The sequence below is a fragment of the Marinicella rhabdoformis genome (assembly GCF_009671245.1).
GTDB classification, from domain to species: Bacteria; Pseudomonadota; Gammaproteobacteria; order Xanthomonadales; family Marinicellaceae; genus Marinicella; species Marinicella rhabdoformis.
Genome location: NZ_VTFS01000002.1, coordinates 271,047 through 289,514, shown reverse-complemented (window position 1 = coordinate 289,514; position 18,468 = coordinate 271,047). Strand labels below are relative to the sequence as shown.

Annotated in this window: 21 protein-coding genes; 4 read left to right on the top strand and 17 right to left on the bottom strand. The window is 40.7% G+C overall.

Annotation, left to right across the window (positions count from 1 at the left end):
• Positions 1-2: 2 nt before the first annotated feature.
• The 9 genes from FET73_RS07645 to murJ form a co-directional block, all read right to left on the bottom strand.
• On the bottom strand, positions 3-611 hold the full coding sequence (locus FET73_RS07645; protein ID WP_179952170.1) for a pilus assembly PilX family protein: 609 nt from the start codon (positions 609-611) through the stop codon (positions 3-5).
• Positions 612-640: 29 nt separating this feature from the next.
• Positions 641-1,966, bottom strand: coding sequence for a prepilin-type N-terminal cleavage/methylation domain-containing protein (locus FET73_RS07640; RefSeq protein ID WP_179952169.1), 1,326 nt, complete (start codon positions 1,964-1,966; stop codon positions 641-643).
• Between the two features lie 20 nt (positions 1,967-1,986).
• Positions 1,987-2,511 (bottom strand): type IV pilus modification protein PilV, encoded by a 525-nt coding sequence (gene pilV / locus FET73_RS07635; protein ID WP_154223353.1) that lies wholly within the window; start codon positions 2,509-2,511, stop codon positions 1,987-1,989.
• A complete protein-coding gene (locus FET73_RS07630; RefSeq protein WP_154223352.1) occupies positions 2,508-3,005 on the bottom strand; it encodes a GspH/FimT family pseudopilin in 498 nt (165 codons plus the stop codon). Before FET73_RS07630 ends, pilV begins: the two co-directional genes overlap by 4 nt.
• Positions 3,006-3,136: 131 nt before the next feature.
• Positions 3,137-4,090, bottom strand: a complete 954-nt coding sequence (gene ispH / locus FET73_RS07625) for a 4-hydroxy-3-methylbut-2-enyl diphosphate reductase (protein ID WP_154223351.1) — start codon at positions 4,088-4,090, stop codon at positions 3,137-3,139.
• A gap of 3 nt (positions 4,091-4,093) precedes the next feature.
• Positions 4,094-4,615, bottom strand: coding sequence for a signal peptidase II (gene lspA, locus FET73_RS07620; protein ID WP_154223350.1), 522 nt, complete (start codon positions 4,613-4,615; stop codon positions 4,094-4,096).
• Positions 4,615-7,422 carry an isoleucine--tRNA ligase gene (gene ileS / locus FET73_RS07615; RefSeq protein ID WP_484502567.1) on the bottom strand — a complete coding sequence of 936 codons (2,808 nt, stop codon included), beginning with the start codon at positions 7,420-7,422 and terminating at the stop codon, positions 4,615-4,617. The genes lspA and ileS overlap by 1 nt, the downstream gene beginning before the upstream one ends.
• Positions 7,419-8,360, bottom strand: a complete 942-nt coding sequence (locus FET73_RS07610; RefSeq protein ID WP_179952168.1) for a bifunctional riboflavin kinase/FAD synthetase — start codon at positions 8,358-8,360, stop codon at positions 7,419-7,421. Before FET73_RS07610 ends, ileS begins: the two co-directional genes overlap by 4 nt.
• The gene (gene murJ, locus FET73_RS07605; RefSeq protein WP_154223348.1) at positions 8,348-9,904 is read right to left on the bottom strand and encodes a murein biosynthesis integral membrane protein MurJ; all 1,557 of its coding nucleotides are present in this window, start codon (positions 9,902-9,904) and stop codon (positions 8,348-8,350) included. Before murJ ends, FET73_RS07610 begins: the two co-directional genes overlap by 13 nt.
• Before the next feature lie 115 nt (positions 9,905-10,019).
• Between murJ and rpsT the strand changes: the two genes are divergently transcribed.
• From rpsT to FET73_RS07585, 4 genes are all read left to right on the top strand, one after another.
• Positions 10,020-10,283, top strand: a complete 264-nt coding sequence (gene rpsT, locus FET73_RS07600; RefSeq protein ID WP_154223347.1) for a 30S ribosomal protein S20 — start codon at positions 10,020-10,022, stop codon at positions 10,281-10,283.
• A gap of 219 nt (positions 10,284-10,502) precedes the next feature.
• On the top strand, positions 10,503-11,804 hold the full coding sequence (locus tag FET73_RS07595) for a cyclic di-GMP phosphodiesterase (protein ID WP_154223346.1): 1,302 nt from the start codon (positions 10,503-10,505) through the stop codon (positions 11,802-11,804).
• A gap of 89 nt (positions 11,805-11,893) precedes the next feature.
• Positions 11,894-12,688: a thymidylate synthase gene (locus tag FET73_RS07590; protein WP_154223345.1), complete on the top strand. Its 795-nt coding sequence runs from the start codon at positions 11,894-11,896 to the stop codon at positions 12,686-12,688.
• A complete protein-coding gene (locus tag FET73_RS07585) occupies positions 12,685-13,161 on the top strand; it encodes a dihydrofolate reductase (RefSeq protein WP_154223344.1) in 477 nt (158 codons plus the stop codon). Before FET73_RS07590 ends, FET73_RS07585 begins: the two co-directional genes overlap by 4 nt.
• Here FET73_RS07585 and rapZ read toward each other — a convergent pair.
• The 8 genes from rapZ to FET73_RS07545 form a co-directional block, all read right to left on the bottom strand.
• On the bottom strand, positions 13,158-14,018 hold the full coding sequence (gene rapZ / locus FET73_RS07580) for an RNase adapter RapZ (protein ID WP_154223343.1): 861 nt from the start codon (positions 14,016-14,018) through the stop codon (positions 13,158-13,160). The genes FET73_RS07585 and rapZ overlap by 4 nt on opposite strands.
• A complete protein-coding gene (locus FET73_RS07575) occupies positions 13,997-14,470 on the bottom strand; it encodes a PTS sugar transporter subunit IIA (protein WP_154223342.1) in 474 nt (157 codons plus the stop codon). Before FET73_RS07575 ends, rapZ begins: the two co-directional genes overlap by 22 nt.
• Before the next feature lie 143 nt (positions 14,471-14,613).
• Positions 14,614-14,940, bottom strand: coding sequence for a ribosome hibernation-promoting factor, HPF/YfiA family (gene hpf / locus FET73_RS07570; RefSeq protein WP_154223341.1), 327 nt, complete (start codon positions 14,938-14,940; stop codon positions 14,614-14,616).
• 299 nt (positions 14,941-15,239) lie between these two features.
• Positions 15,240-15,959 (bottom strand): LPS export ABC transporter ATP-binding protein, encoded by a 720-nt coding sequence (lptB, locus tag FET73_RS07565; RefSeq protein WP_154223340.1) that lies wholly within the window; start codon positions 15,957-15,959, stop codon positions 15,240-15,242.
• A complete protein-coding gene (locus FET73_RS07560; protein WP_154223339.1) occupies positions 15,952-16,440 on the bottom strand; it encodes an LptA/OstA family protein in 489 nt (162 codons plus the stop codon). The genes lptB and FET73_RS07560 overlap by 8 nt, the downstream gene beginning before the upstream one ends.
• On the bottom strand, positions 16,412-16,963 hold the full coding sequence (lptC, locus tag FET73_RS07555; RefSeq protein WP_154223338.1) for an LPS export ABC transporter periplasmic protein LptC: 552 nt from the start codon (positions 16,961-16,963) through the stop codon (positions 16,412-16,414). Before lptC ends, FET73_RS07560 begins: the two co-directional genes overlap by 29 nt.
• Positions 16,963-17,493, bottom strand: coding sequence for a KdsC family phosphatase (locus FET73_RS07550; RefSeq protein WP_154223337.1), 531 nt, complete (start codon positions 17,491-17,493; stop codon positions 16,963-16,965). Before FET73_RS07550 ends, lptC begins: the two co-directional genes overlap by 1 nt.
• Positions 17,493-18,467: a KpsF/GutQ family sugar-phosphate isomerase gene (locus FET73_RS07545; protein WP_154223336.1), complete on the bottom strand. Its 975-nt coding sequence runs from the start codon at positions 18,465-18,467 to the stop codon at positions 17,493-17,495. Before FET73_RS07545 ends, FET73_RS07550 begins: the two co-directional genes overlap by 1 nt.
• Position 18,468 lies beyond the last annotated feature (1 nt).

Sequence of the window (18,468 nt, the reverse complement as noted above, 5' to 3'; positions counted from 1 at the left end):
TCTTAATTTGTAGATCCACTGGAAACAACTGCTGTATACAACGACCTAACTAATGAAAATGTTTTACCATCACCACTGTCACTTTTTCCTAACACGGCAAATGCTTTTTGTTCACTTTGACTTGAACCTGCTGATCCACCAGCATTTTCAAATGCACTAGAACCGCTAGACCCTTTTCTGAACGGGAGTTCATATATAATGTACTGTGGATTGGTCTTCAGTTTTGCATTGACATGAACCGTGGTAAAATTGTGGTCATGAATGGTTCCTACTGTACTGTTCCAGTTTCTTTTGCTAAATTCTTCAATATTTGTATTAATACCTGACGTAGGCTCTTCAAGTACATTATAGTACGAATATATATTGGACATACTGCCGTTTGGGGTACCACTTATCTGTACACCATTTGTCTGGTTTACCAAGTTATATATAAAAGATTCTCCATTCCTTACAGCTGTATTCGCACCACCTTGTGCTAACGTTCGATTATGCAATCCTGCAGCCATTTTTTCTTGTAACATGGTTCCTTTCATACTGGTATATCCCATCAATGTAATAATAACCAACAACATCAGTCCGACTATTAATGCAGCACCTTCTTGTTTTTGCATTGCAAGGGTATTTTTATCTAGTACATGCCTCATAATGTATAACTCCTGATTGGAATGATGGCTGTAAATTCACGTCTGTACATTTTCCCTCTGTCCAAACCATTAGGTAAAACAGCTCCCGGGGTCTGCGGCGTAGTGCCATCTGGAGAATATATAAACGGCTCTGTTTCTTCACTGGAGCTGTTATTGACGGTATTAAGTAATAAATGAACCTCTACAGCATATACAGACCGCCATAAACACCCCCTGTCATTAGCCAAACCGGCACCGGAAGGCAAATAATCGACCTTAGGCGGTGTTACACACCCTTGAATTGAATCTAAGGCACCATCATTGTCTAAGTCGCCACCACCAGTTACTTGATTAACTTGATCTGCTGTCATTCTGACTACGTGCCCAGTTTGCAACTGTACCAAATAGAAAAAATCCAACCTTTCTACACCCTCAACCAACTGTTGAACCAAACCATTTTCAGAGCGATACAAAGAACTTATTTTGCGTGTTGAGCTGTTGGGGTCATTATCAACTTGAATAAAGTAGGTTACAGTTTTTACGTCTTGTGTTAAGCGGTATGCTTTAGTATCCGCCAATCCATCATATTGAGGTATAGTAGCACCTGAGGGCTGTTGCAAATTAACATCTACACCCGACCATGTCGCCGGAGCCACATATGAATTATCACAATCCGCAATCAAAGTATTACCAGTATAAGTTGTTGATACTGGGTCCTCAAGGGTAAAACCACCCAATCCATCGTTTGCAACCACCTCAACACCACCTTCTAAATACCTGACTGTCAATACGTCTGAATTTATTCCCCGTTGACCATTTCCTGAACCTGGTGTTGGCAAGGTTATGCTGCCATCAGAACCAGCATCAACAAAATCTGGAAGGCATGTACTGCCGGTACATTCATGTCCTCTGATAAAATATGATGGATCCAATGGATATGATGTTTGACCTGCAAAAGAAAATGTATCAGCCAATTGATCTGCATCTGTGGCCAAGTCAATCTTAACATCTCCAACATTAGGTAAACCATTAGTAAACAATACATTGGTAGCGACTTGCCATTCAGTCATATCGGCACCTTGTTTCCAATCAGTAATCGACTCTCTTGGTAATGCAATTGACGCACAATGCTTTCTTCCTGCATTTTCTACATCACTTTTAATTCTCGAAATTGCATAGCGACCATTTTCTTGTAAAATAGCCAATCCTGCTTGTGCACGGTTTAAAGCGCTTGAATTTGAGAACAATGAAATCACACCTAACAACAAAATAGATGTAATTAACATGGCTACCAATAACTCTATAAGAGAAAAGCCGGATTTTTTGTTATAAAATTTATTCATTGTTTGTCTCCTAAATTCAATCATGGTTGCATAACCAAGACTAAGGATTGTTCATCACTTGCACCAGTTTCATTCGATTCATTCCATGTAATGGTAACTGTACAAATCCCATCATAAGGAGGAACAGGTGACCAAATCGAAGGCGGGCTTATAAAACTAACTAAAACAGGTACTACACCTCTGGTTACACAATCAATATTGCCTTCACCTTCTGGCAATAAAATCGATAATGATTGAGCCCATTGTTCCAAATCAAAAACAGCCAATTCAGCATACGTACATGGTGAGCCTAAATCACACACTGATGACCCAATGGCGGCGTCTCCATTAAAAGCATCTTGCCAAAGTGCTACTTGATTTGCCCTCATCCTATCAACCATATTTTCTGCCAAAAAATTGGCTTGAGACCTTAGGTAACCATTGTGATTATTTCTTACAGAAATGGTCATCATGCCCGCAATTCCTAACAAGCCAAAAGAAAAAATAACGATGGCCACCAAAACTTCGATTAATGTAAAGCCAGATTCTTTAATATTGTTTTTCATAATTTTGTCACCCTAGCACTCCCAGATGGAGAAACATTTATTATGTTACTGATAGAGGCATTGAAATCATGAGTTAATCGAAAAGGGCGGTCAATTCCATCTTCTAATGCGCCTATACTATTGAAAACCATCGTTCCAGTTACCAACCCATTGGCCACGAATATCAAGCGATTATCAACTGCTTGCTGTACAGCAATCGTTGTATTTGCCGCCCCATCTACACCAATTGCAATTGTTGTCCATCCATTTTGCCAGCTGCCACCATTAGGTCTGACCTCAACATCAGTTCCATAGCGTATAGCTTCAGCCCTCGCTTGAGTAAAGCTATAAAGAACCTCATTCGAAAAATCAGTGACCATTCGACGGGCTTTTAATTGTTGAAAATTTGGAACGCCCCATGCCACTAGAATGGTTATCAGTATTAAGACAACAACCATCTCTAATAACGTAAAGCCCTTTGCTTGGCTTTCACGAGTGTGTACTTTTGATTTCAATAGATTTGTATTCACTGTAAATGCTAACTTTTATTAATCAGCGTGAATAATGCGACACGTTACGTCAAGATGCAAATATGATTAATGGAGAAATGACCAGTGGTGTTAACCACTTGATAAGCGGTATTTGATTATACTTTTTGTACCAACCTTAGCTCTTTAGGCAAAGCAAAAACCATATTCTCTGGCTCTCCCTGCAAATCAGAAACTTGGGTTCCCGGGTGTTTTTCTTTTATTAACGCAATGACTTCTTTCACCAACTTTTCAGGGGCAGATGCACCCGCTGTCAGACCTATAGACGTCACGCCTTCAAACCATTCATTGTGTATGTCTTCAGCCCCATCAATCAAATAAGAAGCCACACCCTGTCTTTCTGCCAATTCTCTTAATCGGTTTGAATTTGAACTGTTGACAGAACCCACAACCAAAACCAAATCGCATTGTTGTGCCAAATCCCTTACTGCCATTTGGCGGTTTTGAGTGGCATAACATATATCGTCGTGTTTTGGCCCTTGAATTTTGGGGAAGCGGCGTCTTAATTCAACAATAATGTCCTTGGTGTCATCTAATGACAATGTGGTTTGTGTGGCATAGGCCACATGTTCAGGTTGTTTTATATTTAAATTAGCCGCCTCTGCTACAGAATCTACCAAATAAATCTCACCTTGCGCATTCAACTTATCCCACTGCCCTAAGGTACCTTCGACTTCTGGATGACCATGGTGGCCGATAAGCACCAAATCAAAGGCATTTTTACAATACCTAACAACTTCCATATGAACTTTTGTCACCAGAGGGCAAGTGGCATCAAATATTTTCAACTGCCGAGCCTCTGCTTCTTTACGTACTGCTTGTGAAACGCCGTGCGCAGAGAATATCACTATATTTTCATCTGGAATTTCATGCAATTCATCAACAAACACCGCGCCTCTTCCGCGCAAAGTATCAACAACAAATTGATTGTGAACAACTTCATGCCTGACATAGATGGGTGCGCCAAAATTATCTAAAGCACGGTTTACAATATCAATCGCACGATCAACGCCTGCGCAAAAACCGCGCGGATTAGCCAACAGTATGTTCATTTTCTACGCCTTATTATCGTTTACGTTTTCATGTTTATTGACAAACGCGTCAATGATCAACAACACAGCACCCATACAAATGGCACTGTCGGCCACATTAAATGCAGGCCAGTAATTTTCATTATAGTGCAGCTCTACGAAATCAACCACATAACCCAGCATCAATCGATCATAGACATTACCCAATGCACCACCAACCACCAAAGCCAAGGCCGCATTTTGTAACTTCATGGCCTTACTGTTCTGGTACATCCAAACCAACAACCAGACAACAATCACAATGGCCAACACACTCAAAAACCAACGTTGCCAACCGGACTGGTCTGCCAGAAAACTGAAGGCCACGCCTTTATTGTGCATTAGTGTCCAGTTCAAAAATTCATTGACAGGAACTGCAACATACATCTTCAGCGTTTCACTGGCTATGGATTTGGTCCATTGATCTAACACAAAAACCAAAACACTTAACCACAACCAAACAACGCCTTTTTGGGTGACTGACTTTGAACTGCTTCTATTCTCCATCAAGCAAAACGCCTCGACTCACCGTCGGTTTCAATGTTTTCAACACACCGACCACATATGTCCTCATGACCTGAAACAGAGCCTACGTCTTCTCTGATATGCCAACAACGTACGCACTTTTCCCCTTGTGCAACCGATGAAGCCACTGCAATGTCACCAAAACTCATGGCCAATTGCTCTGCACCTTCTGGCTTGTCTTCAATCGGATAAGCCTTGGCCTCTGATGTAATCAAGACAAAACGCAACTCATCACCAAATGAAGACACTTTTGATAACAGTGCCGGCGGCAAAAATAACGACACATCAGCCTCTAAAGAAGAACCAATTTCACCCTGGCTTCTTAACTGCTCTAATTGTTTAGAAACGGCCTGTCTTATCTCACTGATTTGAGCCCAATCCTCATCAGTTAATTGGCCATCTGCTTGCCATTCAGGGAAATCTAAATATTGTTCAAAGAGAATGTGCCCTTCATTGCCAAGTGATTTCCAAATCTCATCAGCAGTAAACGTCAGTATGGGGGCAATTAGACGAACCAATGATTGTGTAATGTGATACATCGCTGTTTGTGCAGACTTTCTCGCATCACTGTTTACATTGGCTGTATATAAGCGGTCTTTGATGACGTCCAGATAAAAGGCACCCATTTCTTGTGAGCAAAAGTGCAACACTTTTTGATATACCAAATGAAGCTGATAACTGTCATACAATGCCAAGACTTCATCCTGCAACGCTTTGGCCTTTCTTACAGCCCATTGGTCAAGCTGAGCACATTCTGCCATATCTAAAGCATCAGACTCAGAAAATTCATTCAAATTCCCCAACATGAACCGCATGGTGTTTCTGATTCGACGGTATCCATCTGCAGCTCGATTCAAAATTTCATCTGAAATCGTCATTTCGCCACGGTAATCAGCAGAAGCCACCCACAAGCGCAAAATGTCAGCGCCCAGTGTGTTCACGACATCAGTTGGTGAAACCACATTTCCGATTGATTTTGACATCTTCTTGCCGTCTTTATCCACAACAAAACCATGGGTTAAGACTTGTTTGTATGGCGCATGATTATTAATCGCCACGCCAGTCAACAACGATGAATGGAACCACCCACGGTGTTGATCTGAGCCTTCTAAATACAAATCAGCTGGCTCATGAAGTGCATCATTTTGTTTCAGCACACAATAATGTGTGACACCTGAGTCAAACCACACATCTAATACGTCTGTGACTTTGTCATAATCGTTGACATCATCACCTAACAATTCAGCGTCATCCAAGTCATACCAAATATCGATGCCTTTTTGCTCGACCATGTCTGCTACTTTGGCCATCATTTGAGCTGAATTGGGGTGCAATTCTCCAGTCAACTTGTTGACATATAAAGCAATTGGCACGCCCCAAGTTCTTTGACGAGAGATACACCACTCTGGGCGATTCTCAATCATTTTATAAATTCTATCTTCACCCCAGCCTGGAATCCATTGGACCTGTTTGATTTCAGACAAAGCCTTTTTACGCAGCCCCTGTTTGTCCATGCTGATAAACCATTGCGGCGTGGTTCTGAATGCAGTGGGAGACTTATGACGCCAACAATGTGGGTATGAGTGATTGATGGGCTCATGGTTTAACAATGTGCCGGCTTCATTCAAAGCTTCTGTGATGGTTTTATTGGCTTTCCAAACATGCTGACCCGCAAACATGGGCGTGTCCGGTAAGTAAACGCCATCTGAGTCAACTGGATTGTAAACTTCTAAATCATATTGTCTGCCGACATTGAAATCGTCAACACCATGACCAGGCGCCGTATGAACCGCGCCGGTACCCGCTTCCGTGTTTACATGCTCACCTAATACCACAGGTACTGACTTGTCATACAGCGGGTGCTTCAAAGCCACCTTTTCCAACGCTTGGCCAGAAACCACTGCCATGACTTGCGACGATTCAACACCATAACGAGACATTACATCTGCAACCATGTCCTCAGCAACAATCAACAAAAACTGAGCATGCCCTTTAACCAAGGCATAATTTAACTCTGGGTGTAAAGAAACTGCTTGGTTAGCAGGTATTGTCCATGGCGTTGTGGTCCAAATCGGCAAAGCCACTTTTGAATCGATGGCATCCAAATCAAAAATTGCGGCCAACCTCTCATTATTTTCAACAACAAAAGCCACATCAATGGCCGGCGAAGTTTTATCTTGGTATTCAATTTCAGCTTCCGCCAATGCAGAGCCACAGTCAAAACACCAGTTGACGGGTTTAACGCCCTTCTCCACATGGCCATTGTCAGCGATTTCAGCCAAAGCCCGAATCATATCGGCTTCGTACTTAAAGTCTTTGGTTAAATAAGGTTTTTCCCAGTCACCCAAAACGCCCAAACGTTTGAAGTCCTTTTTCTGGATATTGACTTGATTTTCAGCGTAACTGCGACATTTTTGTCGGAAAGTTTTGGCATCCACCTTCTTACCCACTTTGCCGACTTTTTTCTCAACTTGAACTTCAATAGGTAAACCATGGCAATCCCAGCCTGGCACGTAAGGCGCACGGAAACCAGCCATAACCTTTGACTTAATAATGGTGTCTTTGAGGATTTTATTGACCGCATGACCAATGTGAATTGATCCATTGGCATAAGGAGGCCCATCATGTAGCATGAATGGCTTGCGGTCTTTGCAGTGCTCCTGCAAAGCCTGATACAAACCTTGTTTTTCCCATTGCTTCAACCACATGGGCTCTTTGGTCGCCAAAGATGCCTTCATTTTAAAATTGGTTTTTGGCAAATTAAGCGTGTCTTTATACTCTTGGCTCACACCAAATCTCCTGTATTTTCCTCAAAATATTTTCGTGCTGCTTTGACATCTGACAAGATACCAGCTTTCAAAGCACTTAAGCCGTCGAATTCTACTTCATTTCTCAGCTTTTTATAAAACAAAACTTCAATCCATTGACCATATATCTCTCCAGACCAATCCAAAACATGAACCTCTAGCCTCTTGGTGCTGTCTTTCACTGTTGGGTTATAGCCGACAGAAGCAACCGCCTCATGCCATTGACTTTTAATTTTGACCTTAACAACAAAAATTCCGTGCAAAGCAGTTTCCCCATTTTTAAAATGTATGTTTAAAGTAGGGAAACCCAATGTCCTACCCAACTTTTTTCCATGTGCAACACGTCCTGCCACCACATAGTCTCGACCCAAATAGCATTTGACCTGCTTAAAGTCACCAACAGCCAACGCAGACCTAATCAATGACGAGCTGACCCTGCGACCATTCAATAAAACAGAATTTTGCTGTTCAAATTTAATTTGTGCTTGGTGGCATTGCAAGGCCAAAAAAGCCGCATCTCCTGCACGGTTAGCACCGAACTGAAAGTCATCACCCACCAACAAATACCTGGCTTTCAAACCCTCAACCAAGATTTCATTAAAAAAATCAAGTGCCGTCATTGTAGACAGTTGCTTGTTGAAGTTCAGTACACACAGCACATCAACCCCTTGCTCAACCATCAATTTTACTTTTTGTTTAAATGAGGTCACCAATGGAACTGCATGTTTGCCCTGGAAATATTGCACCGGTAAAGGTTGCATGGTAACCACGACAGCTAAACCATCTGTTATCTTTGCTTGATTCACCACCTTCTCAATAAGCTTTTGATGACCCAAGTGAACGCCATCAAAATTCCCTATTGTTACAGAATTATTTAATGAGTTAAGTGAAGTATGATGTGGGTATCTTATAATTTCCATGTTGTTTTGATACGCAGGCCGGCTAAATAAATAACAATAAAATAAACCAAAGCGGCCAATGATATCATGCCTGACAAATATCCAAAACGCTGATACCAAAATAGATCCACCCATGATGACACCCATGTTTTGATATATAAAAGCGTCAAAGCCATAAAAGCTAAACCTACAAACAACTTACAAAGAAATGCCCAGCTCACTAAAGTTTTTTGTATCACCCCATCACGCTTCAGGGCGCGATATAAAACCACACATTGCATCCAAGCCGAACCCACACCGGCCATGGCCAAGCCCACATGCAATGAGACCACGTCTAAATACCAAAGCAAAGCCACAAAGGCAAAATTTAATACCACATTAAGAAGCATCGCTTTGACCGCAATTTTCACTGGTGTTTTGGTGTCTTTACGAGAATAAAAAGCCGGTAACAACACTTTATTTATGACAAAAGCAGGTAAACCCAACATATATACCATCAAAGCATAAGACGTCCATTGCGCCTGTTGAAACCCAAAATCTCCATAAGTGAACAAAGTGATAATGACAGGTAGCGCCAAAATTGACAGTCCCACGGCACAAGGCAGCACAATCAACAATGCCAACTGCATGGCCCAAGTCAAACAATTTTGATAGTCTTCATCTTGTTTCTGAGCAAAAGCAAAAGATAATTTCGGCAATATCACAGTAGAAATGGCGATGCCAAACATTCCCAAAGGAAACTCCACCAATCGATCTGCCGTATATAAAATGGTCACACTGCCTACCAATGGCAGCATGGTAGCAATCAAGGTGTCAATCAATAGATTCACCTGTGCCACCGACGAACCAAATAAAGTTGGCACCATCAAAGTCATCACTTTTTTAACTTCTGGGTCATGAAACCTAACCACCGGCTTAGGCAACAAACCCAAGCGCATCAATGCAGGCACTTGAAATAACAATTGCACAACACCGGCGATCAAAACACCCCAAGCCATAGACATTTCAGGCACATCAAAATGAGAGGCACCAAAATACATTGCTAAAATCAGGCATACATTAAGCAATATTGGGGTCATTGCGGGAACTGCAAAACGATTGAAACTGTTTAAAATACCGCCACTGAATGCCACCAAAGAAATCAACAGCAAGTAAGGCAGCGTCAAACGCAACATATCAACCGTTGCTTCAAACACTTCAGGCGGGTCATCTGAAATCCCTGGAGCAAAAATATGGACAACACCCGGCGCAAACAATTCCATCAACGCCAGAACCAAAAGTAATACGGCCAACAGACAGCCTGAGACATGATTAATGAATTGCTTTAAATATGCTTCCCTGTCCTGAGATTTTATTTCGTTCAATACAGGAACAAATGCCAAAGAGAAAGAACCTTCAGCAAATAAGCGGCGCATAAAATTAGGGATTCGAAAAGCCACCAAAAAAGCATCAGTCCACATGGTCGCACCAAACATGCGCAACATAAACCAATCCCTTACAAACCCTGAAATTCGTGATAACAACGTAAAAAAGCTGACCACAGCGGTCGATTTCAATAATTTCATCTTAAAATTGTATCTGTTTATTGACTAATCATGATATAGATGGGAAAATGCCGCGTTTTTTGTAGTTCAGAGTTTTTCTCAACTACCCGTACCGAATCATTTAAGGAGAACAATTTTGGCAAATTCAGCATCTGCTAGAAAACGTGTAAGACAAGCTGCTAAAAGCAGGCAGCATAACATGAGCCTGCGTTCAAAAGCACGCACATCAATGAAAAAAGTGATCACAGCCATCGAAGCTGGTGACAAAAAAGTAGCACAAGAACTATTCCAAGAAATGGTTCCTGTTGTTGACGCTGTTGCTCGCAAAGGTTTGTACCACAAAAACAAAATCGCAAGACACAAAAGTCGCTTGAATGCCAAAATCAAAGCCATGGCTTAATTAAAAAAGCATTTCAAGAAAAACTTAAAAACCGCTTCCTTTTTTTAAAGAAAGCGGTTTTTTCTTGACAAAAATTTGTGGTTTTTTCAAATTCCATCTCATCAATTAAAAAAACCTGACGCAATTTGTCACTTTTCTCACTTTTTGTGAGCTAACTCACTTTTATTCTCTTTGTTTCATGATAGAATCGAGAACAGGTATAATTTTGTTTGGACTCATATGAACATAGAAAAAGAAAAAGTTTCAGTTAAATTTTTAAAAATCGGCATGTACGTCTGTAAGCTTGACCGCTCTTGGTTAGATACTCCTTTTCCATTCCAAGGATTTTACATCCGAAGTCATACTGAGATTAAAGACCTACAAACCTTTTGTAAGTATGTCTATATTGACGTAGTCAAGGGAAAGACCCTGAGTTCAGAGTCTAAAATCTCCAAACCTTCACCATTACTGAGAAAAAACACCAAGGCCAGAAAATACATTGGTCGATCAACACCACTGGTTGTCAAACACGATTTTTACCCTTCAGAACACAAACCCATTAAAAGCGAGTTTAATGGGGCTCATAATTTAATGTTAGACATGACCGCCGCAGTTGAAGAAACCAGTTTTAACTTGCGCGTGGGTAAAGGCTTAGATATTAAAAAAACCAAAAAGATAGCTTCTCAAGTTGTCAACTCAGTTCTTAGAAATCCGAACACATTGATTTGGTTGACTCAATTAAAAAATCAAGGGCGATATATTTACGGCCACTCTTTAAAGTCCGCTATTTTTGCCGCAGTATTCGGCCGTCACTTAGGCTTACCAGAAGATAAGTTAGAAATCTTGGTTTCTGGCGTATTGCTGTCTGACATTGGTAAAACAAAAATATGCCGAAAGTTACTGAACAAATCAGAACCATATACAGACGAAGAAGTGAAGACTGTCAGAGGACATGTGGAGTTAGGTGTTGAATTATTGGCTAAAGACAAACACATGGATCATGACATCCTTACCATTGTTGAAACACACCATGAACGCTTCGATGGCTCGGGTTATCCTTATGGCTTAGTTGGCAATGAAATCCCTGCCTATGGACAAATTGCTGGGATTGTTGACACTTATGATGCCATGACAAGCAAACGCCCATTTGGCAAACTGCATACACCTTCACAGGCAATGGAAACCCTATACAAACAACGCAACAAACTCTTCAGTGCTAAGTTGGTTGATGAATTCATTCAAGCCATTGGGCTTTACCCTTCTGGCTCAGCGGTTCAATTGTCTGATGGCTCTATAGGCCTGGTATTATCTCATAACAAACAAAAAAGGTTAAAACCTGAAATACTGTTAGTTAAAGATGAACACGGTGAAACTTTAGAAAAACCAAAGTTTATAGATTTATCTAAAAAAGCCATGTTCAGTAAGAAAGAAAGACCTTGCGTCACCAGTGCATTGGGGAATAATGAAATTAACTTTGACCCTGATCAAATGATAGCTGGATTTAACAACAAACCCAGTTTGAAAAAAATGCTATTTGCTTGATTGAATAAACGGCAAATCTGAGACAATCAGACTTAACTCAAAAACCTTCCTGTTATATAATCTGAAAAGATTAACAGGAAGGTTTTTTTATGCAGCAATACTTATCATTCGCACAACACATCCTTGACAATGGCAGCATCAAAGGTGATCGCACAGGCACAGGAACACGCAGTGTCTTTGGCCACCAAATGCGCTTTGACTTATCTCAAGGCTTTCCTATGTTAACAACCAAAAAACTGCATTTAAAGTCAATCATTCATGAACTTCTGTGGTTTATAGCGGGTGACACCAACATCAAGTATTTAAAAGACAATGGCGTTAACATATGGAATGAGTGGGCTGATGAATCCGGTGATTTAGGACCAGTTTACGGGCATCAATGGCGCTCTTGGCCCACACCAAGCGGCGAACATGTCGATCAAATTTCTTTGTTACTCGAACAATTAAAAAATAACCCGAATTCAAGACGACACATAGTCAGTGCATGGAATGTAGCTGATGTTGACCACATGGCATTACCCCCTTGTCATTGCCTGTTCCAGTTTTACATCGTCGACAACAAGCTGTCATGTCAACTTTATCAACGCAGTGCCGACGTCTTTTTAGGTGTCCCTTTTAATATCGCATCGTACGCCTTACTGACCATGATGATGGCACAAGTTTTAGATTTAGGGCCAGGTGACTTTGTACACACATTTGGAGATGCACACATTTACAACAATCATATCGAACAAATGGAATTGCAAATTACACGTCAACCCTATGAATTGCCAACCATGAAAATTAATCCTGATGTAAAAGACTTGTTTTCTTTCACTTTTGATGACTTTGAGTTATGTGACTACAAAGCACACCCTCACATTAAAGGCAAAGTGGCAGTATGACTCAACTTACATTAATTGCAGCCATGGGTGAAAACCGGGTCATAGGCAACAACAACGACCTGCCTTGGCACTTGCCTGCAGATTTGAAAAACTTCAAAGCTGCTACATTAGGTAAAACCGTATTAATGGGCAGAAAAACATGTGAATCGCTGCCGTTTGCGCTACCCAAAAGGAAAAATTTGGTACTCAGTCGAAACCCCGATTTTTATCGCAAAGGATTCGAGACCATTACTGGCATTGAAAACTTACCTGACGAAGAAATTATGGTCATAGGAGGTGCCCACATTTATCAATGGCTGCTGCCCAATAGTAATAAAATGATTTTAACTTATGTGACAGGTGAGTTTGAAGGAGATGCCTACTTCCCTGAAATAGACAACACTGAGTGGAGCACAGTCATGACAACCAATTACCCCATCAATAAAAGCAACCCCAAGTACGACTTTGTCGTTAAAACATACATAAGAAATTAATCCAATTCACGATGTAATATCAATGCTTGAATCCCTTTAGTTCCCAAATAAGCAAACAACTGTTCAACCAGAAATACTGAACGGTGTTGACCGCCCGTGCAGCCTACTGCAATGGTGATATAACTTCGGTCGTTGGCTTCAAAATGGTTGATCCACTTTTTTGAAAAATGTGACAGGTCTTTCATATATTCTTTAACCAAATCCTTTTCATTAAAAAAAGCTGCAATTTCTTCATCCTTACCATTTAAATGCCGCAATTCAACCTCCCAATATGGGTTAGGCAAACAACGTGCATCAAATACAAAATCTGCATCAAAAGGTATGCCTCTTTTAAACGCAAAAGACTTGATAATAACTGACACCTTATCACTTGGAACACTCATTAATTGCCAGATGTGTTGCTTTAATTGCATGGCGGCCTGTTGACTGGTATCAATCACTAAATCAGCTGACTGTTTAATCTGTTGCATGATATCAGCTTCTTTCCTGACGGCTTCTGTTAAGCTGAATTTGAACTGTTCAGTTGATAAAGGGTGACGGCGACGTGTCTCACTGAAACGTTGAATTAACACTTGCTCTTCCGCATTAAGGAACATCACTTTGACATTCAGTTGACGCATCTTTAATTGTGCCAATTGCTCACCAAACCCCGACAAATTATCGTTTTGACTTCGAATATCAATTCCCACAGCGACTTTAGGGTAAAAAGTAACGTCAGATTCTATATGAGTCACAAATTCAGCCAGCATAGTCAGCGGCAAATTATCGACACAATAATATTCCATGTCTTCAAAAGTTCTGAGTGCGACGGTTTTTCCCGCCCCTGACATTCCTGTTAAGATGACAAGCTGTTGCATTGTTGATATGTATCCAAAAGTACGCGTGAGATTTCTTTTCTGTTTTCCGCTGCCAAAATGCCTTTAAACATACGATACTGCTTAAACAATTGAGCCGCCTCATTCATGATTTGTTTGTGTATAGGCTTAATTACTTTAGGGAAAGCCATTGCCATAACGACTTGCACTGGCACATCATCTAATGCTTCATAATCAGCTTTTTGTGCCAGACGAGCAATCACAACACGAATGTCATCACCGTCTTCTAAACATTTACCATGCGGTATCGCCACACCATTATTTAAAGCGGTATTGCCCATTTTTTCTCTGTCCACAAAGGACTGATAGATGGCAAACTTTTCTTTTTCATCTTGACTAAGCTGCTGTGCCAAAAACTCAAACAACCTTTTTTTACTGATGAAAGGCACATCTAATAAGATGCACTCTTCTTCTATAAAATCTATAAACTTCATGTGTTATTTAATTACCCTTTCATGAAAACCTTTTGCTTTAACAAAGGTTAATTGATGACATTAAACCATCGAATTGCCAATCATTGTATACAAAAAAACCCGACCAAAGTCAGGTTTTTTATTGCTAAGTTTAAGTCTATTATTTAATAAGCCGATTGATTGAGCCTAACAGCTTCTTCACGGTGATGATTGGTTGCCTTGTCTTTATGTCGCCTGATTTGTTTATCTAGCTTGTCGACCAATAAATCTATCGATTTATACAAATTATCTTCTCGAGAATCGGCAAAAAAATCTTTTCCACCTATATGCATCGTCGCTTCAGACTGATGCTGCAACTTTTCAACACGAATGATGACGTGTGCATTCAAGACTTGGTCAAAATGACGCTTAATTTTTTCAAATTTAGTTTCAATATAATCTCTGATAGGTTCTGTTACTTCGAGTTGATGACCTGTAATGGTTAATTGCATAATAACTACCTCATAAAGAAGCCCTTTGGGCTTTGGTAAATCCCAGCACATACAAACGAAAGGGTCTATTTGATTGTTGGGGCATTAGAAATGTCGTGGAACACAAAGAAAAACATTGAGAATTCAACCCGTGAGACACACGACAGAATAGATAAGATAAACTTGAATTTTGTAGGAGTTTTTTGTTTGTTATTTTCATAATCCTCTGTATTAAATATAGCTGCAATTGCCATTGATTTCAAGAGAATTCGGTTTATTAATCTGCCCTTTTGATTTAAATCAAAAATTAATACTTTGTCTTACATTGCAAAGTCATTACCCAAATATACACGCCTAACATCCGCGTTGGCAATGATCTGTTCTGGCTTGCCTTCAGTTAACATACCACCATCATTTAAAATATAAGCACGATCACATATGCCTAAGGTTTCTCTGACATTGTGGTCAGTAATTAGTACACCTATCCCCTTGTTTTTTAAATGAAAAACAATTTTTTGAATGTCTATAACTGACACTGGATCGACGCCTGCAAACGGCTCGTCAAGTAGTATATAGTCAGGCTCCATTGCCAAAGCTCGTGCGATCTCAACACGTCGACGTTCTCCACCTGATAAACTGATACCCAGTTGATTTTTAACATGTTCTATACTCAACTCTTCCATCAACTCAAGACACTTGTTGTCTCGTTCAGTGGCATTCAATTCTTTTCTCAATTCCAATACCGCTTGTATATTTTGCTTCACAGTCAGTTTTCTAAAGACGGAAGCTTCTTGCGGCAAATAACCCAAGCCCAATCGAGCACGCTCATGAATGGCAAACTTTGTGGCGTCTACACCATTGACTTTGATACTGCCGGCATCACATGGTATTAACCCAACAATCATATAAAAACATGTGGTTTTACCTGCACCATTAGGCCCCAAAAGCCCCACCACTTCTCCAGGTTTTAATTGCAATGATACGGACTTAATGATCTGACGTTTTTTATAGCTTTTAGCTATGTGACTGGCTTCAATCATTGTCTGGTACGATTTCCATATGAAATTGTTGCTCAGGGTCATCACTCACTGAAGAAATCTCCTGTGTTAATAAATTGATTTCCATTTCTTGACCTGTTGTTGTTCCCATATCACTTGTGATTTTGACGTCACCTTTCAGATAAATCTTTTCTTCTTCTTTGGCATAGTCCATTTGCTTTGCCAAAATGACCATCACTTCACCTGACTCCATTTTTTGTTCAAAATGCGCAGGAACACCTGTCATTTTAATCATTTGAATGCCTTTATCCTTGTGACTGATTAAACCATATTGTGCCTTGATTTTCATCGTGCCTTGCTTGATAACCAAGCCATTGGGACACTCCGTTTTATAGGTTTTCTGGTTGGTCACACAACCACCACCATCTAAGGTAATCTTTTGTTTGCGATCACTGTCCAAAGCCCAAGAGGTGGCTGTCAGAGTCAGTAATATACTAGCGGCTAAATTCTGCATGCGTTTCATCGAGTACCTCAATTTGTTGTAATGTTAAATCAATCACACTGCCCTTCCCTGTCATTGACATGGTGTCACTTACCATGCTTAATTCAGCCGAAGATTTGGCCAGTTTTGTTTCAGGGAACAAAGTCAATGCTTGTGTAATGATGGTTGTATTATTCTCAGTAGCCAACGTGTTTATAGACACCCTTTCTGGAAAAGTAATTTCACTTTGATTGGCATTGATCAATGCCAATTCAGATTCCAGTTTCCACCGTACTTTGCCTGCCTGGTAAGTGATTATTGGTTGTTTAATTTTTGTTTCTTCAGAGTTAGCATAAAAAACCATTTCAGGCGCCACAATACTGGTATGAATTTGACCGGCTTCATCAGTCATTTGAATTTCACTGTCAAACAAAGCATAACCTTTTGTGAAAGGTTTAAATTGCCACTCAGAATCATCAGCAAACTGGTATTCATATAAGCCATAACTGATCGCAGCAAGTACCGCAAATATAATCAATGATCTGAAATAGTTACTCTCTTTCATTACTGGTGACCAGCAGTAAAATCATGGGTTATACCTTGAACATCCATAATCAAGTCACAAACCAGCCGTGCCGCACCATCACCACCTTTTTTATCAACCACAACGGTAGCAGCATCCAAAACCTTTCGGTGAGCATCAGCAACAGCAACAGCCAAAGCACAACGGGTCATGATTGGCAAGTCAATGATGTCATCTCCAACATAGGCCACTTGAGAGTCATCAATTTGCAAGGCCAACTTGAGGTTATCGTAAGTCTCTAATTTGTTCATCCTACCTTGGTACACATGGTTAACACCCAAGGACTTCATTCTTTCAGCAACAATCACTGAACTCCTACCCGTTATCACGGCAACTTCAATCCCATGCTGTACCAGCAGCGAAACACCTAATCCGTCTTTGACATTGAATTTTTTCATTTCACGACCGTCATCTGTGAAATACAAACTACCGTCTGTCAAAACACCATCGACATCAAAAATAACCAATTTTATTTGCTTGGCCAAAGCTTTTATTTCATCTGTCCAAACCATCAGACCACCCCTGTTGTCAATAAATCATGAATATTCAAGGCACCCAATAATTGCTTATCATCACCACAGACCAATAAAGCATGGATTTGTTTTTCTTCCATAATTTGAGCTGCCTCAACAGCCATTTTATCGACATGAATCATCACTGGATTCATTGTGGCCACGTCTTTTATCTTGGTATTGGCAAAGTCAATCGACTCATTTAATGTACGTCGTAAATCGCCGTCTGTAAAAACACCTGCCACATGGCCATCCTCTACCAGGGCTGTCATACCCAAACCTTTGCGGTTCATTTCAATCAATGCTTCATTAAAACTCGCTGTTACCGACACCTGAGGGATGGCATCGCCAGTTCGCATCACATCAGCAATGCCCAACAACAAGCGTTTACCCAATGCACCTGCCGGGTGAGAGCGCGCAAAATCTTCTTTGGTAAATCCGCGTAATTCGAGAAGCGTCACTGCCAAAGCATCACCCATAACCAAAGTCGCTGTGGTGCTGGCCGTGGGTGCCAACCCCAATGGACACGCCTCTTCTTTTACTGAAACATCTAAGTGTACATTCGAGTTTTTGGCCAAGGTTGAATGCGGTTTTCCAGTCATTGAAATCAAAGGAATACCTAAGCGTTTTAACACCGGCAAAATCGCCAACACTTCATCTGTTTCACCTGAGTTTGAAATAGCCAGGACCAAGTCACCTTGAGTAATCATCCCAAGATCACCATGACTGGCCTCACCTGGATGAATAGAAAATGCAGGTGTCCCCGTAGATGCCAGTGTGGCTGAAATTTTATTGCCTATGTGACCTGACTTACCCATACCGATAACAACTACATGGCCTTTACATGCCAACATGGTTTGAATCGCGCTCACGAATTCATCACCAATCCGGGCATCTAAGTCACGCAAGCCCTTTAATTCTGTCTCAAACACTTTGTGTGCTTGGGTTGTTATTTCTGACGCTGTGTTTTTCATG